This is a genomic window from Lentilactobacillus rapi DSM 19907 = JCM 15042 (assembly GCF_001436255.1).
GTDB lineage: Bacteria > Bacillota > Bacilli > Lactobacillales > Lactobacillaceae > Lentilactobacillus > Lentilactobacillus rapi.
In genome coordinates this window covers 1-15,945 of sequence record NZ_AZEI01000017.1, presented here as the reverse complement: position 1 = coordinate 15,945, position 15,945 = coordinate 1, and the positions used below count along the sequence as shown (strand labels likewise).

General features: G+C 45.1%; 21 protein-coding genes. 20 read left to right on the top strand and 1 reads right to left on the bottom strand.

Annotated features, from left to right (window positions below; genetic code table 11):
* The first annotated feature begins 10 nt into the window (after window positions 1–10).
* From FD12_RS02645 to FD12_RS02555, 20 genes are all read left to right on the top strand, one after another.
* A complete protein-coding gene (locus tag FD12_RS02645) occupies window positions 11–1,297 on the top strand; it encodes a LysM peptidoglycan-binding domain-containing protein (RefSeq protein ID WP_056981533.1) in 1,287 nt (428 codons plus the stop codon).
* Window positions 1,298–1,301: 4 nt separating this feature from the next.
* The gene (locus tag FD12_RS02640; protein WP_056981532.1) at window positions 1,302–1,688 is read left to right on the top strand and encodes a phage baseplate plug family protein; all 387 of its coding nucleotides are present in this window, start codon (window positions 1,302–1,304) and stop codon (window positions 1,686–1,688) included.
* Window positions 1,678–2,643, top strand: coding sequence for a phage protein (locus tag FD12_RS02635; protein WP_056981529.1), 966 nt, complete (start codon window positions 1,678–1,680; stop codon window positions 2,641–2,643). Before FD12_RS02640 ends, FD12_RS02635 begins: the two co-directional genes overlap by 11 nt.
* Window positions 2,640–3,059, top strand: coding sequence for a Gp138 family membrane-puncturing spike protein (locus FD12_RS02630; RefSeq protein WP_054747951.1), 420 nt, complete (start codon window positions 2,640–2,642; stop codon window positions 3,057–3,059). Before FD12_RS02635 ends, FD12_RS02630 begins: the two co-directional genes overlap by 4 nt.
* Window positions 3,056–3,436 carry a hypothetical protein gene (locus tag FD12_RS02625; protein ID WP_056981527.1) on the top strand — a complete coding sequence of 127 codons (381 nt, stop codon included), beginning with the start codon at window positions 3,056–3,058 and terminating at the stop codon, window positions 3,434–3,436. The genes FD12_RS02630 and FD12_RS02625 overlap by 4 nt, the downstream gene beginning before the upstream one ends.
* Window positions 3,436–4,602, top strand: coding sequence for a baseplate J/gp47 family protein (locus FD12_RS02620; RefSeq protein ID WP_056981525.1), 1,167 nt, complete (start codon window positions 3,436–3,438; stop codon window positions 4,600–4,602). The genes FD12_RS02625 and FD12_RS02620 overlap by 1 nt, the downstream gene beginning before the upstream one ends.
* The gene (locus FD12_RS02615; protein ID WP_054747940.1) at window positions 4,595–5,287 is read left to right on the top strand and encodes a hypothetical protein; all 693 of its coding nucleotides are present in this window, start codon (window positions 4,595–4,597) and stop codon (window positions 5,285–5,287) included. Before FD12_RS02620 ends, FD12_RS02615 begins: the two co-directional genes overlap by 8 nt.
* The gene (locus FD12_RS02610; protein ID WP_056981522.1) at window positions 5,287–7,788 is read left to right on the top strand and encodes a fibronectin type III domain-containing protein; all 2,502 of its coding nucleotides are present in this window, start codon (window positions 5,287–5,289) and stop codon (window positions 7,786–7,788) included. Before FD12_RS02615 ends, FD12_RS02610 begins: the two co-directional genes overlap by 1 nt.
* 293 nt (window positions 7,789–8,081) lie before the next feature.
* Entirely contained in the window at window positions 8,082–9,131 is a 1,050-nt protein-coding gene (locus tag FD12_RS02605; protein ID WP_056981520.1) for an RNA-directed DNA polymerase, read from the top strand.
* Entirely contained in the window at window positions 9,100–9,498 is a 399-nt protein-coding gene (locus FD12_RS02600; RefSeq protein WP_054749074.1) for a hypothetical protein, read from the top strand. The genes FD12_RS02605 and FD12_RS02600 overlap by 32 nt, the downstream gene beginning before the upstream one ends.
* A gap of 12 nt (window positions 9,499–9,510) precedes the next feature.
* Window positions 9,511–9,654, top strand: coding sequence for an XkdX family protein (locus FD12_RS13475; protein ID WP_082617996.1), 144 nt, complete (start codon window positions 9,511–9,513; stop codon window positions 9,652–9,654).
* Between the two features lie 48 nt (window positions 9,655–9,702).
* Window positions 9,703–10,116, top strand: coding sequence for a hypothetical protein (locus tag FD12_RS02595; RefSeq protein WP_225427264.1), 414 nt, complete (start codon window positions 9,703–9,705; stop codon window positions 10,114–10,116).
* 31 nt (window positions 10,117–10,147) lie between these two features.
* Window positions 10,148–10,489: a hypothetical protein gene (locus tag FD12_RS02590; protein ID WP_054749073.1), complete on the top strand. Its 342-nt coding sequence runs from the start codon at window positions 10,148–10,150 to the stop codon at window positions 10,487–10,489.
* Window positions 10,479–10,724 (top strand): hypothetical protein, encoded by a 246-nt coding sequence (locus FD12_RS02585; protein ID WP_054749072.1) that lies wholly within the window; start codon window positions 10,479–10,481, stop codon window positions 10,722–10,724. The genes FD12_RS02590 and FD12_RS02585 overlap by 11 nt, the downstream gene beginning before the upstream one ends.
* Before the next feature lie 12 nt (window positions 10,725–10,736).
* Entirely contained in the window at window positions 10,737–11,270 is a 534-nt protein-coding gene (locus FD12_RS02580; RefSeq protein WP_054749071.1) for a phage holin, LLH family, read from the top strand.
* A gap of 5 nt (window positions 11,271–11,275) precedes the next feature.
* Window positions 11,276–12,394, top strand: coding sequence for a DUF5776 domain-containing protein (locus FD12_RS02575; RefSeq protein WP_054749070.1), 1,119 nt, complete (start codon window positions 11,276–11,278; stop codon window positions 12,392–12,394).
* A 590-nt stretch (window positions 12,395–12,984) separates the two neighbouring features.
* A complete protein-coding gene (locus tag FD12_RS02570; protein WP_056981518.1) occupies window positions 12,985–13,182 on the top strand; it encodes a hypothetical protein in 198 nt (65 codons plus the stop codon).
* A gap of 15 nt (window positions 13,183–13,197) precedes the next feature.
* Window positions 13,198–13,779 (top strand): hypothetical protein, encoded by a 582-nt coding sequence (locus FD12_RS02565; RefSeq protein WP_054749069.1) that lies wholly within the window; start codon window positions 13,198–13,200, stop codon window positions 13,777–13,779.
* 1 nt (window position 13,780) lies between these two features.
* The gene (locus FD12_RS02560; protein WP_056981515.1) at window positions 13,781–14,473 is read left to right on the top strand and encodes a hypothetical protein; all 693 of its coding nucleotides are present in this window, start codon (window positions 13,781–13,783) and stop codon (window positions 14,471–14,473) included.
* Window positions 14,470–15,621: a hypothetical protein gene (locus FD12_RS02555; RefSeq protein ID WP_054749067.1), complete on the top strand. Its 1,152-nt coding sequence runs from the start codon at window positions 14,470–14,472 to the stop codon at window positions 15,619–15,621. Before FD12_RS02560 ends, FD12_RS02555 begins: the two co-directional genes overlap by 4 nt.
* Before the next feature lie 49 nt (window positions 15,622–15,670).
* On the opposite strand, the gene FD12_RS14280 is transcribed toward FD12_RS02555, so the two are convergent.
* Window positions 15,671–15,805, bottom strand: a complete 135-nt coding sequence (locus tag FD12_RS14280) for a hypothetical protein (RefSeq protein WP_263862403.1) — start codon at window positions 15,803–15,805, stop codon at window positions 15,671–15,673.
* Window positions 15,806–15,945 lie beyond the last annotated feature (140 nt).

Here is a 15,945-nt window from a genome sequence, read left to right as displayed (position 1 = left end):
AGGTGAGCAGATGACTGTTTATACCAAACAATGGAAAAAGGAAAAGGACGCGCTGGCCAAAGCTAAAGCTCAACGGAATAAATACTCCAAATCGCAAGCGCAAGCGTTGTCCAAAGACAAAAATTACACTGCCACCATCAAAGATACCTCAGCCGATATCTCAACTCTTAAAAAGAGCCAGGATTACTACTGGAAAGTTGATAAAGCTGGTGGTAAGGATAAAAACAAGAAAACGACTAAGAAATGGGTTAAACGTAAGAAGCCCCGCAAGCTAACCAAGCAGGAGCAGGCTAATCTAGCTTCTTGGCAGAAACAGCACGACGTCGCGCAGGCTAGTCAAAAGAAACTCCGAGCAACCGCATCCTATAAAAACGCTGCCGCTAAACGTAAAAAAGCTCAGGAAAAGCTAAATAGTGCAACTACCAAGCTGAATAAGCTTAAGCAAAAGCGCCATAAACAAGCTCTTTCACGAATAGCCAAGCAACGTCAGCAAAACGCCGAGAGGTTCATGGCGCCACATGCCAATATTCATGCAACCAATTCAATGACCGGATTAACGGTCTTTTTATTTGCTCAAACTGAAGATGAGGATAACGAGTCCGATGCGACCACTTATCCAATTGATCAAGATGATCCAGTTGTCGATCACGTCCGCCGTTCTGGTAAGACGATCACGGTAACTGGATTTTTATATGGTCAATCAGCTGGCAAGAAACTATGGAGTAAGGCGACCGCGAGTGAGACTGGGGTTTCTAATTCCGGCTTGCCAAAGAAGTCAACTCAACAGCAATACCGTGACTTGCTCAAGTGGCAGTTCGCTGGTACAGAATTGGTTTACAAATCTGACTATACAGACACGGCTGATATGAAGATGCAACACATCTACTACAAGCATCTGTTTATGACCGGATTAACTAAGACGTTGGGGCACCCATATTCTGATATGGTACAAATCTCAATGACTTTCCAATTTGCTTACAAAGCCAAAGTCAAATCATCAACTAATTCGAAAGGCAAAAAGGGCGCTAAAGGCCATTATGTCGGTGCTAAGAAGATCAAGGTCAAGAAAGGCATGACCTATGCCTCAGTTGCTAAGAAACAGGGTGTTTCTGTCAAACAATTGGAAAAGTGGAATGGTTCGGCCAAGAAAGCCATGAAGGTTGGCAAGCGGATCCAAGTAAGCTCAGGGGTTTATCAAGCCAAGTCTAAAGGATCGACTGGATATAGCTATAAGCATCTGGCTGGTGATAACTCCAGCATTATTAAGAAGATTAATAAACAACTGCGAAAGAAGTGATTAGATGTCCGTTAGAAATTATGTACCCGTTGACGTTGACGATTTGCCCGAAACTTTTGAGTACGACTTAGACGGCGACACCTATGAGCTGTCTTTTGACTACAACGATGAGGGCAACTTCTTTACCTGTTCGATTGCCGATGCCGATAATAATGCAATTGTGACTGGTGAGAAATTAGTGCTCAATCAAGCGCTGTTTAACAATATCTATGATGAACGCTTGCCAGATACCAACTTAATCCCGATGGACGAAAGTGGTCAGGCCACTTACTGCGGGATCGACGAGTTTATGGAAACTGTCTTCCTTTATGAAGATACCGTTGATCCTGAAGACATTGAGAATGGTCAATTACCTATTGATGGTGATGTGGAAGGTGGTTATGATGACTAAATATCTTTATGGCCGCCGAGTTCGAGTCATTCTCTATGCTAAGTCTGGCAAAGTAACATTTGAGTACGCGCAGACCGAAACTAAATCAATGGGGATCTCGTTCAATATTCCTTTTAGTGATTCAGCGACGCCGGCAACCTGTTCAGTCACACTGATGAACTTAGCGGCTAAGCATCGCAAACTGTTTGAACCAGGCTGCAAGGTGGAAGTTTATGCCGGCTACGCCCAGGACGGAGTTGGCTTGCTGTCTAGTGGAGCAATTCGTCACACATCACCGATGACGTCCGATGGTACCAATAATACGTTTTCCTTTACTTATCGTGAAGGAGACGAGTATCAAACGGCTAAGAGCTCGGTCCAAGAAGCCAATGACAAATTAGATAAAGAGCGCGCACATGAAGTCAAAGTTTTAGGCAAGAAAGCAGCAGCAAAACTACCTAAGATCAAGAAACATTCGGCCATGTCGTTTGCTAAGGGATCATCAGCTGAAACAATTATCCGTCGAGTAGCGAGTGATGCCGGCATTAAGCTGACTAAGGTTTATCTCAAAAAGAATCATGTCTATAAAAAGGGCTATACCGTTTCTGGTAAGCCCTTATCTTGTATCCAAAAGATTGCCAAACAGTGTGGTAGTCAGGTCTTTATGCGTCGTGGCGGTGTGTATATCGATGACCTGTCCAAAGCAATGGGCCACAAAGAGCACATCTTGATCACCACGAAGCTGAAAGGCTCGCATGGTGGGACTGGGCTAACCGCCTATCCAACGACTGATCAGGAAAATGCTGAAGCTAAGCACGCAACATGGGAAGTTGTTTCCCTTTTAAGATATCAAATTTCAACCGGTTCTGTGGTTACTGTGCAGGACCGGTTTTTGAGTGGAACTTTTCGGGTTAAGTCCGGTGTCCATGCGTGTGATGACAGTTCTTTTACTACCACGATGGAGGTGTATGTATGAGCCAAACAATTGAAGATACTTTTCATGAACTTATGTCGAAAGTTCAAAACAAGACAAAGTATGAAACAAACGTTGGGGAGTTCGCGAAGATTGTCCGCTATAACAAAGGGTCTCACACGGCTGACGTACAACCGCTGGTTGATGATGTTGGTGGCCGCGATGAAGCCCGCATCATCAACGAATGTCCAGTCTTGTATCCGTGCTATGCGGTGGATGAACTACGAGCGGAAATTATCAGCAAAGGTCAAGATGCTATGAAAACAATCTCTCCACGACCAACAATCAAGCCAGGGGCCACGGTCTTTATCGTCTTTAACAATCGTGATTTAGACAACTTTACCGGTGGCTCATTCCAAAAATCTTCTGACCGAATGCACGATATCAACGATGCCGTGGTTGTGGGGGTGTTGGAATGAGTAAAGATCTTAGTTTAAACAGTGATCTTGATGTGATTTTTGAAAACGGTGACGTCCAACAGCTAACTGACGACGATGAGATTTACCAGCGCGTTTGCACAACCCTGCGAACACGGCTTAGCGAATTTGATCCGGATACCGAAGTTGGTTTGGATGACGAGAATATCTATGGGAAAAACGTCAAAAAAGACTATCTGGAAACCGATATTGAAGATGCAATTGCAACTCAAGTGAGCGATATCGTCCAAGTGAACAAGGTTGAGATTGGCGATCCAGACGAAAACCGAAATATCCAGATTCAACTGGATTTGCAAACAGTCAATGGAACCAATATCCAACCGACTGTTAATGTCCAAGCTCAAGGAGGTGAGGGATAGTGCCATTAGATAATACTGGTTTTAGCGTCCCCAGCTACCCGCAATTGTTGGATCAGATGACCACCAAAGCGAAACAACTATTTGGTGATGATGTGCAGACTGACGCCAATTCCGTACTAGGAATGTGGATCCGCACCATTTGTTGGCTGCAAGTCACTATGTATCAGGACGTTCAAGACACTTACTTGAGCAACTACATTGATCAGGCTTCTGGAACGTCACTTGACCAACTAGGGAATAATTACAGCGTTGCTCGCTCACCAGCCACGGCAGCCACAGTCACTTTACAGTTCACCGGAACGCCAGGCTATACGATTGCTAGTGACCAAGATGGATCACTATTTGGCACCGCGGACGACATTGAGTTTCAGCTTTTAGATGATGTAACCCTTGATGATAAAGGAAACGGATCTGGTGAAGCGCAAGCAGTCGAAACTGGTCCCAGTGGCAACGTGGCGGCGAACACGATCACCGTCCAAATTGAACAGTCCGACCAAGTGACCAGTGTCACCAATCCGGATCCAGCTGGCGGTGGTACCGATTTAGAGACCGATGATACTTATCGGCAACGAATCCACTTATCGATGGAAGCTCAACCGGGGCCAACATTGATGGGTTTGTACACTGCCTTGTACGCCCAGCCGGGAGTCCAACAAGTCCAGATTGTGCCAAACCTGACGATGGACACGGACTCATATGGGAATCCACCCAAGTCATTACATTTCTACATTCAAGGTGGGGCTCAGCAAGATTTAGGTCAGGCAATCTTGGACAACATCGCCGCCGGTATTCAGACCGTTGGCAAAATCAAAGTAACAGCAAAAGACATCAGCGAACATACGCATGATGTCTTTTTTGATGCGGCAACGGTCGTACCGATCTATGTCACGATAACGATTAAGACTAGCGACGAGTTTAATCCGGCTGATGGCCCAGCCAATATCTTAGCGGCCATCAAGGACTATCTAAGCTCACTCATCATGGGTGATCAGATTGTCTTTACCAAGCTCTATCAAGCAATCTACAACGTTGCTGGTGTCGAATACGTGTCCGTTACCATGGGCCGCGATAAAGCCAAGATGGGTACGGATGATATTCAACTGGATCAATTCGAAACCGCAGCAATTGCTGAGGATAGTGATGTGGAGGTGACCGTCAGTGAGTGATTATCAACCGCCTTATGACCTCGATACGTTGCTTAATGAACTGCCAGTTTCTTTAGCATATGCCGAGGATTCGAATAACGCCAAGTTATTGAGTTTCTTTGCGGATTCCATGGTTGATGTTGAACAGCTACTAAGTACCATCAACTCCTGGCGTGACATCGATAACGCTCAAGGCAAAGCTTTGGACTACTACGGTGAAGACCACAACGTCTATCGAAATGGTGCTGACGATGCTTTTTACCGCTTCATGATCAAAACCAAGCGTCTTCAACGAATTACCGATGGTACCTACAACAGTTTGATTAAATTGGTGGCCGAATCATTAGATGCCAAATATACAGAAATTAACGTTAATCCGATGTATGACACCGATTCTAAGGAACCTGATGCCATCGAAATAACTAACATTCCCGGTGACTATATCAATGATACCCGCAAAGAACAGCTACTGTTCGATCGCTTGCAGGAATCGGTTGCTGCCGGGATTCGAATTGCCAATGTTGAGTTTATCAAAACAGCGACTGGCCATATTTATCTAACTGGCTTTGCGCAAACCGATGAGCACGATCAATTTTACATGAATGGATTCTTTGATGAGTCCGTAAACACCTATAATCATGCGACGGTCAGCGGTACTGCGCTGACAACTGAGCATGATGAAGCAAATATGAAAGGGGGAGCATAATGCCTACACAAACTGCTTCACTTAATTTTCAATTTACCGCACAAGGCCAATCACTTGCAACACAAGCACTAGCTGGCAAGATTCAAATCGACTTTACCAAAGCGGTGTCTAGCTCCACAAATCACTTTGGTGATACTGCCGCTCAAGCGGCTCAATTGACTGACTTAGATAACAAGCAGCAAACCGTTACCGTGACTGAGGTTGATGCGATTGATGGCGATCAAAGTTCTGTTAAAATTCCGGTTGTTTTCAACAAATCTGATATCGATACAGACTATCAGCTCTTGACGATTGGCTTATATGCCAAACCAGCTGATGGCGACGAAGTCTTATACGCCGAATGTGCGCTACAAGACCCGGTTTATATGCACAAGACTTCAAACAGTTCTACGTACTCAATCGACCTCTTTGCTATCGTGGGGACCTCTGCCAACGTTACTTTGAAGGTTGATCCTGCTGGAGTAGTGTCCCACGCAGATTTGACAGCAGCCTTAAAGGACTACGTTACGACTGCCTATGTCGACGGTAAGATATCCACGATACCCAAGCCGGACATGAGCAAGTACCAAACGCCAATCCTGACGGCGGCCGATGGCACGGCTAAGCTGGTGATTGCGGCCGCTGATGACACGGACGCCAAACTTAAAGCGATTATCGGCACCAAAGATACCGGCAAGCTCTTAGTTGACATTAACGCTAAAAATAATCCAACTGGTTATTCACTTATTGGAGAATATTTCTGCGATTTTGACGGCTTAGTTACCGGCTACGGGATCGGTCCAGACGGGGCGATGTGGAACTTCACTTATAACGGTACCACAACCATATGGAAATTGATTCCAACAGCGAAGACGCCCGGAATTCCAAAGCTGGCAGTTACGTACAACGCAACTAGCAAAGCCTTTGACTATACACTGACTGCACCTGAGAAGGACGGTCTCAGTGACATCATACAGTACAATTTGCTGTGGAAAGATCATAGCGTGGATGACTGGACAACGGTCATTGTTAAACCGGATGCCTTAACCGGCCAGCTCACTGGCGTTGACATTACGAAGACGTATGACTTTAAAGCGGCGGCCCAAAACGCGGTGGGTTCCAGTGACTTTACTGATGTGATTACCGTGTGGACCGGCACAGTACCGGGAATCCCGTCACTGACAGTTGAGTACAACGCTGGCAAAAAAGGCTTTGACTACACGGTCACGGCACCAGAAAGTGATGGTGGCTCTGAAATCACCGGATACAGCCTGGAGTATCAAAAGCAAGGTGGCACGGACTGGACGAAAGTCGCATTAAATCCTGATAGCCTTACTGGGACGGTTACTGATGGCATTGAAGCCGGAAGCGATTACTTGTTCCGCGTTAATGCTGAAAATGCAGTCGGGTCAAGCGACTACTTTACGGTCAGTGACCCATTGCCAACCGTAGACGGTAACATTTACGGCGTTAGTTGGGATGGCTCCTCATCTGGGGCCTTACAGCGGACCGATGCTGCGGTGGGACTAAAAGCTGGCATCAATGGCACTCAAAACGACTTTGATACTCGCGGCCCGTGGGGGTTGATGGATAAAACCGTCACCGATTCGTATGGTAATGCGTTTGTCCGGGTACCGAAATTCTATATCCGTAAAACCCAAGACAAAAATAAACCATTAAGCACTTGGCAAGTTTCATTGGTTAAGCAAGGCGATGACTGGTATCTCCCAAACTGTTTCTATGATTTTGACGATAAAAAAGAGCTAGACTATGTTGACGTTTCCCGATATGAAGGATCGGTTATTTCAGGCAAATTACAGTCAAAAACTGGAGTTGAGCCAACGACTAACCAAACCATTGTTCAGCTAAGAAGTTCAGCGGTTGCTAATAACACAGATGGTAAGAAGGGCTATCACTTGTGGGACGTGCATACACTAGACGCCTTGCAAGTTCTGTTCACGATTGAATTCGCTACTCTTGATTCTCAGTCAATTATGGAAGGTAACGACAGTGGTAGCTCCTTAATAAACACCGGAACTACTGACAATGTGAAAGGGTCATCTGGATTTGTAACCAGCGGTTCCACACCAATGGCTTACCGTGGGATTGAGAATCTTTATGGCAACTTGGCAATGTGGACAGACGGCTTAAACATTAGTAACTTGTCTCTATACTCGTGTGATGACGCAACCAAGTATGCGTCAGACGTGTTCACAAGCCCCTATTACATGCTCAATTATTCATTACAATCAATGACTTCTGGGAATTCAAATATTACCGGTCTTGGATTTGATAAAGATCATCCAAGTGTTGAGGCTCCTGCTTCCTCTAACAACGACCAATACAACACTTACTATCATGATTATTGCTACGTTAATGGCAGTGGTAACTATGTGGTCGACACTGGTGGCAGCTGGGATTGGGGCGCTGGCAACTCCGGTCTTTGGTGCTGGGACGGCAACGGCTCTTCGACTACCGCGAGCTCCGATGTCGGCTCTCGCCTCATTAAGAAGGCTTTGTAAGGGGGACTGGGGGATCTCTCCCCCAGGACTTTTGGGATTGCTGATGCAGGCAGCTGGAATTGGAACGCTGGCAACTCCGGTCTTTGGTACTGGAACGGCAACAACTCTTCGACTAACGCGAACTCCAATGTCGGCTCTCGCCTCCATATTAACTGAAGCATGGCAAACACAAGTAATGCATCAACGACTCCGTACCGCTTGGTAAAAATTCGCCGCTACAAAGCAGGGGCTAGTAAGCAAATTGAAAGTTCTTGAGGTTAATAAGTCATTTAAATTCAGAAGGAAGTGATTGATTGAAACGCTATGGTAATTTGATTCATGATATTGCGGATCCGGAAACCATTAAGTTAGCACTGCACCAAGCAGCCATTGGGAAACGGCACCGAAAGTCGGTGAGCCGAAGGCTCAACCATGAAGAAGAAACGATTCAGCAGATCCAGTATTTATTGCTGTCGGGTGCATTCAAGCCGGCCAAAGTCAAAACATGGACGACCCATGAACGGGACAAAGACCGGCAAATCACCACAACCCCGTTTTTTCCGGACCAAATTATTCACTGGTCGATTATGTTGGTGCTGCAGCCAATCTTTTTAAAAAGTATGTATGAGTACAACCTAGCCACCGTTCCCGGTCGTGGGATGGCTCAGGGGCGCAAAGTGATCCCGAAGTGGTTACAGAACGACCCCAAACGTACCAAGTATTGTCTCAAGATGGATATTCACCACTTTTACGCTTCAATCAACACAGACATTCTGAAACTAAAACTGCAACACCGTTTTAAAGATCCGCAAGTTTTACGACTGTTGGGGGTGATTATTGACTCATACTCACCGGGATTGCCGCTGGGCTTGTATACTTCGCAATGGCTGGCTAACTTTTATCTGGAGGACTTTGATCATAAGGTAAAAAATGATTGGCGGGTTCCACACTATGTTAGATATATGGACGACTTAGTCATGCTGAGCGGTAACAAAAAGAAGTTACACCGAGCCCGTGACCAGATGGATGCCTATCTCAAAGCTGAAGGACTAGTCATCAAGCCTAACTGGCAGCTTTTTCGAGTTGGCAGTCGTCCGATTGACTTTCTGGGCTATCGGTTTTACCGCGACCATGTCACTTTACGCCGTAAGTTAGCTCTCCGGATTCGTCGGAAGGCCGCTAAAGTTGGGCGTAAAAACCACCTAACGTATCATGATGCGGCCAGTATGATTAGCTACTGGGGCTGGCTAAAGCACACCAACTCATATGGCTTCTATCATAAGTATGTGAAACCCAACTGTCCGATCAAAAAAGCAAAGGAGATTGTCAAACATGAAAACAATTTACGCAACCGCACCAGCTGACAAGCCGGCCGGCTATGCCGTGTACGCATTAGATCCAGTGTCCTATGGGGCGGACGAGTATATCGGCTGGAAGATGGTCAAGATGAAGCAAACGCCGGCCATAGATGATAGTGGGAAGCAGATTTTAGGTCTGGACGGCAAGCCACAAATGCTGTGTGTGGATGATCCAGACGCCGAAGTAACTTATGATCCGCACACTCAGGTGCTTAAACAGCTGGACCAGTCCGTTCAAGTGGCTGCTAAAATTGGTGGTGCCCAAGCACAGCTAAAAGTAACGGTTGACGAAGCCGATAAGGCAATGGCCAAAATTGGTGGTCAACTGGCGCAACTGCAAGCAGCCGCTAAGAGCACAGATGCAACTAACTAGGAGGCTATCAAAATGGATTTTGAAACAATTTCATTTTTCTATGGGTTAGGCTACCTGACTCCAAATATTGAGTGGTATACGCAATATGGTTTTATCACGCCTGACCAGTACAAACAGATCACTGGCAAAGATTACCAAGCGCCCGCTACTAAATAGCTAGGTGCTTTTATTTTGGACAAAATTGGGGAGAAAGGGGTGGAACAGATGTTAAAAACAGTCGGAGAATATTACGCACACTTTTGCTTTGGTGTGTTTACGCTCCTGGCAGGAATTTATGTTTTTTTTCATTTAGGATATTTGGACGATCCACGAGTCACGCCACCGCCTCCACCTATTGGATTTGAACACGAGGCACTTCAGTTCGCAGATGACTGGTGGTTCGCGGGTTTATTGGTAGTTTCTGGGGTTGTTTTATTAGTCGGGGTATTCTGGGATTCACGTACGTGTCGGAATGTTGGTCTGATAATGATTGCTCCTCTGTATGGTGCTTTATCAGTTGCGTTTATGTGGCGAGGCCTTTTTGACTTCAGGTTTAATTTAACTTGGGTCTTTGCGGGATTAGCTTTGGCGTTACTAATTGGTACTGCGATAAGGGGTGACTATTATCATACACACTAGTGATATCGTCACGCTCTTAGGGGCAATTGGAATGATTACCACTACTATTTGGGGAGTGATCCATGCGCACAATAAGGACAAACGTGATGGTGATTTAGACCGTAAAAAATGGGAACAATTTATTATTCAGCAAGTTAAGCAAAACTCTGAAGACGCGATGAAAAATATGAAAGATAAATACGATTCTCTAAAACAAGATTTTGAAGACCTTCAAGCTGATAAGGACATCATGGCCCGCCAGTATGAGGATAAGCTCAAACTTTTGAATGAAGAAAATCGAAATTTAAGAGAATCGAATACAGCTTTGCGGAACGAAAACGATATGTATCGTTCACGCTATGGAAAATTGGAGGATAACAAGAATGTTAAATAAAAATTATTCAACGCCTGTACTATTGTTTGCCGCTAACGTCATTGACGGCGGTAAGAAGATCGAAGAAGTTCCAGCGATGTTTAAGGACGACGTGGCGGCACTCATCAAAACGGTGGCCGGCGATGTACCGGCAACTGATACAGCCACCAAATCAGCTGGATCATCTACCCAGCCTGATCCTGCTAAAGTAGTCGATCCGGCTAAGCAGACCGTTACCATCAACCCAACCAAGTAAGGGGGAACTATCATGTCATGGAGTCACATTTTAGATGGAGTCGATACTGGTACCATCGTTATTTTTCTAGTCATAGCGCTAGCTGTCTTTAAGAAGGGTTTAGACTTAGCCCAAGTGGTTGCTGATCACACCAAGACCAAGACCGACAACGAAATTATCGCCCAACTCAAATCGTTTGCACAAACCGCGGTTACGGCTGTTGAAGCTATTCCAATGCCTGGAAATGAACAGAAATCCAAAGCGGTGACCGACATTATTGATGCTGCCAAAAATGCCAATGTCGACATCTCGCAAGAAGAAGCTTCAAAGTACGTCGAAGAAGCATATCAGCTGGTCTATGGCAAGAACAAGACCAAAGCGAAGCTCTCAGACACTCCAGCACAAAAGCAGGCACTGGCAGCCGTTACTCAAGCTGCTGATACAGTTGATCCAAAAAACTATCCAGTTCATCTTGATAATGCGGACTATGTCGAGATTGGTGGTCAAGCTTATCAGCTAACAGTAGCCGACAATGGCCAGATTTCGCTGACTAAAGAAGGGAAGTGAGCATAATGGCTCGCTACTTTAATGACGTCGCCAGCTACCAATCTGCTCTAGTATCTTTCTATCGAACACTCAAAGCTCATGGTTCCCGTGGCGTGGTCGTCAAGACTTCGCAAGGTGGCTATGGCGGTACACCATATGTCAACCAGCGCGGACAGGCACAAGTCAAAGCTGCCAAAACAGTTGGTCTAAAAGTGGCTCTATATCACTACGGCACTTTTAACTCAACTCGCTACGGAACTGGCGATCCGGCCACTGAGGCTCATCTCATGGCAAACACGGCCAAAGCTTGGGGCTGTGGTAAAGATACCATCATGGTTTTAGACGCCGAAGATCCATCACTGAGAACACAAGTGAGTGCTGACGCGGCGCTTTTCTATACCGCACTCCGTCGCTATGGCTTTCACAACTTCGATATTTACTTCCCAGCAAGTTGGTATTGGGCAGGTAGAATTAAAATCGGCACCAGCTTTAAACTTGGCGGTTGGCCAGCATCTTATGGTTCAGCGTCAAGTGGCGTTTCGGGTGCCAAATCTTGGCAGTACACGGACGATTGGCAAGGGTTGCATGTGGATGGCTCGTTAGATTATGGTGGCCAGTACACCGGTGCAACCAAGTACGCCAAGAAGAAGCCCAATCCCAAGTTGACCAAAGATAATGTCGATGACTACTACTACACGTATAATCCGAAGCGGATCATCGTCAAGGAGACGATCTATCAGCACAAGAATAATCAGCTTGGCAGCAAGGCAAGCCGTGGCCGCAAACTGGTGGCTGGGACAGCTGTGGACATTGCTAGACTGCACTTTAGCGGCGATTCTGTCCCAGTACCATACTTCGAACTGGCAAATGGGACATACATCACGGCTAACCGATATTTCGTCAAGAATGCGTACTATGAGCTACCAAATCTTAAAGCGATCGAAGTTGTCAAATCTACCTATTTATATCGAGACTTGAAGCGAACTAAAGTCGTCAAACGGGTTCATAAGCCAACTAACCGCTGGCCAAAAGGAACCCCATTTGACGTTACCAAAGTGATCCACGTTGATGGCACTTGGGTACTCAAACTGGCAAATGGTTTTTACTGCACAGCCTACAAAAAGTATGTCAAGAAAACTAAATAAGGGCAGAAACTAGCTTTATAAAACTAGCATGTGTTATATTTAAGGTACAGAAAAGGAGCACTCGAAAGCGCTCCTTCTGGTCTAAAGGTTAAATAGCCAGTGAATCAACAGTGCTACTGCAAGTTCGGTTAAGAATGTAATAGCAAATTTGGCCAAGAAACCTTTAAGTTGTTTACAGGTGATATTGATTGCACCTCCTTATCAAGGAAGTACGGCTAATCTTCACGCACATGCTGGTTAGGCACAGATTAACCGCCGAATTAATAATAACATATAGTCTTCTTTAATTGCCAACTTGACAATACCTGCCGATTGAAGAATTAGACAAAAGATGGTAACATTAGATTGTTTACAGATGATATTGGTTGTCAGGGGTGGTTCCCTATATCAGCCATTTATCTCGCCTCCTTTCTTGCTGTGGTGGCAAGAAGGAGTACATATATAAGCGTCCACTCTCTTAATCGAGGGTGGGCGTCTTTTTTTGTACATATTTTTAAATTAATACACGATTCGTGTTGACATTCATACACGTATCGTATATTATAATAGGTGTTAAGAGATAAAGGATAAAGAAAAGGGAGATCATTAAAATGAAAAATATCGAATTTGTAAAAAACAACAGTAAAGAATACGAAGTAAACCAAGACAACGAAAAATACGGAATGTTAACTTTCGATGAAGATCAGGCACTTTGGGTATTGTGGCCAGAATCAATTGACGACGCCATTGGTTACTATGGTGACTTGGAAGAAACTATTGACGAGATTCGCGACGAGCTGACTGCCTAAAGGAGGCATATCACCATGGATAAATTATTAGATACGTATTTGGAAAAGAAAAACTTAAACCGTTATCAGATTGCTAAGGAAACTGGGGTTGCTCCAACGACTTTACAGCGGTCGAGCGACAAAGATGCACTTGCAATCAATCCCCGGGTTTATGCGGCGATTGCACAGGTTTTGAACCAGACTCCTGGAAAAATTTTTGACAGTATCATCAAGCTAGAGGAGGATACCGACATGACAACCGAAGAAGCAAAATTGCTACTAAGCAAAACATTAGCTGATTTGAATATAGATGCGTTTGTATCGATCGAAGATATGGGTGATTACGAATCAGTAGTAGCGGAGATTACTTTGCCAAGCGAAGAAACTGTACGTTTTGCAGTTAACATGCTGCCAGATCAAGATATTACGCGATATGATGTACTTAATGATTTAAGCGATGCTATGGAGGATTTTCCAACCAATCAAGATGACCTGGATTTAAATGACCACTCCGAACCAAAGTTAATCGATGCTGAGGCAATGGTTGTTGATGAAGTCGATCAAGCTTACTTAAATGATTTAAGCAAAAATATTTTTAGCATTCGAAAGCGGGGATAATGTGTCACGCAGGAAAGATTTAACCGGAAAAACTTTTGGCCATTTGACCGTGATCAGAGATGATGGCAAGCGTGCAAATGACGGGACAATCATGTGGTTGTGTCAGTGCGATTGTGGTAAGCGGGTTCACGTTGAGTCTAAAAATCTTCTGAATGGACGTACGCACAGTTGTGGGCATATCGCGATTAACGATTTAGCCGGTCGGCAATTTGGCCATCTCACGGTATTAAAAGATGATGGTACTCGCTATCAAGATCCCAACGACTCGAATCAAATCAGGGTTAAATGGCTATGTCAATGCGATTGCGGCAAACAGATCCATGTCATCGGGAGTGCACTGATCAGAGGCCTTACCATCAGTTGTGGACATGTGCTCTCAGCCAATGCTAAAAAACACGTTGTTGAGTTAACTTCCAAGCGTAAAGCCGCTCCTATTGGGAGCAAGCTTGCTATGATCGGGGATCGCAAGCGCGACGACAATAAAAGTGGGTACCGAAATATTTCAATCAAGAAAACACGTACTGGTGCCACTCGGTATTTGATTTACGTGGGCTATCATGGTGAGAAGCATACAGCAACCCGTACAAACCTGGCTGACGCGTTGGTCGCTCGGGAAAAAATTCGGAGTAAGTATTGGCCGGATTATGCTGAATATCGGGAACAAAAGCCATTGAACGGAGAGGGTTCTAAATGACTGCTACACACTATCGTTACTTAAAAACTGAGTTTGAAAACGTCTATCGGCGTGTTGATGACTATGGGCATGTCGTGTATGTGACCCGAATGTACTATGACCGCAAGAATCATGTAACCGCTCATCGGTACTTAAAAGATGCGCTTAAACAACGAGAGGAGCTCCGTGCCAAATATCGACCCAATTATGAACCTCAAACCGATCTGTATGAAAAGGACTTGACGGGGCGGATATTTGGTCATCTTACAGTGCTTAGAGACACTGGAAAGCAAGACGGCCATGGTCACGAAATGTGGTTATGCCAGTGTGATTGTGGGCGCCAAACCAAAGCAAGTGACTCCAATTTGCTAACTGGGATCACGACTAGTTGTGGACACGTCAAGAGCCAAATGGCTGGCGCACGGTTCAAGGACTACAATAAAAGGCAACTCGAAATCGTTCCGGGCACCCGTTATGCCCAGTTAAACGATCGAAAGCCTCGCAACAACACTTCTGGTGAAAAATATATACACGTGGTTCACAACCGTAATTCTATCCGTTACCGGGTGGTGATGATTTATAAGGGTAAACAATATTCATCAACTCACGGAACAATGGCCGAAGCAATCGCGGCACGTGAAGCTCTGAAAGACAAACTGTGGCCGAAACCGGAAGAAATTCAAGCAAAGGAGACCTATGCCATGACCGATTTGGATAAAGCTCGTCAATTATTTAAAGAGTTTCCCAAAGAATACGGGCCCATCAGCCGGTTTAGTGGCATGTCAGGTCCGACTTTGCACGACTATGCAAAAGGCCGCACGGACTTAGCGAAAGCCGCATGGTATCGAGTGTTCATCCTAGCCCGCATCTACGATCACTTTCACGAATTGGCAACAATTCGAGATAATGCTGCTGACCGGAAATTCTGGTACGCCGAAAACGGAATCAGTGCGATGACCGATCTTGACAAGCTCAAAACGTTGATGACCGGACATGTTCTCACCAATGCGGAAATTGCCCGACGATCTGGGGTACCCGTCACCACCGTGAATGATTACTACCGGAAACCTGACCTTGCCAACACCGGCTGGGAGAATATCCATAAGATTGCGGTGCTTTATGATAAAATTGTTGCTGAGCAAAAAGAACAAGCCAAAGATAAAAGCTAATCTAAGCAAAGTGATAATTATTAAAAAAAGGCGCCCGTTTAGGGTGCCTTTAGTCATTAAAATCTTCAAACCAAATTGGAAAGTGCTTGAACATCTCGACATCTTCTGGATCTTCTAGGATCATGATGCGACCATCTTGGCGTCTGATGTATACCTTACCGTCAATAATTTCTGTTTCTTCCATTTTTTCACCTCTATATTCTATATACGTAAAATAGGGTACGTTTTATCGCAAAAAGCCTTAAAAAAGTAGTTAGGTGGCAGATTTATGGCTGATTGGAGCTGGACAGTACTGGTACTAACAAGTGTGGTTACTACCCTTAA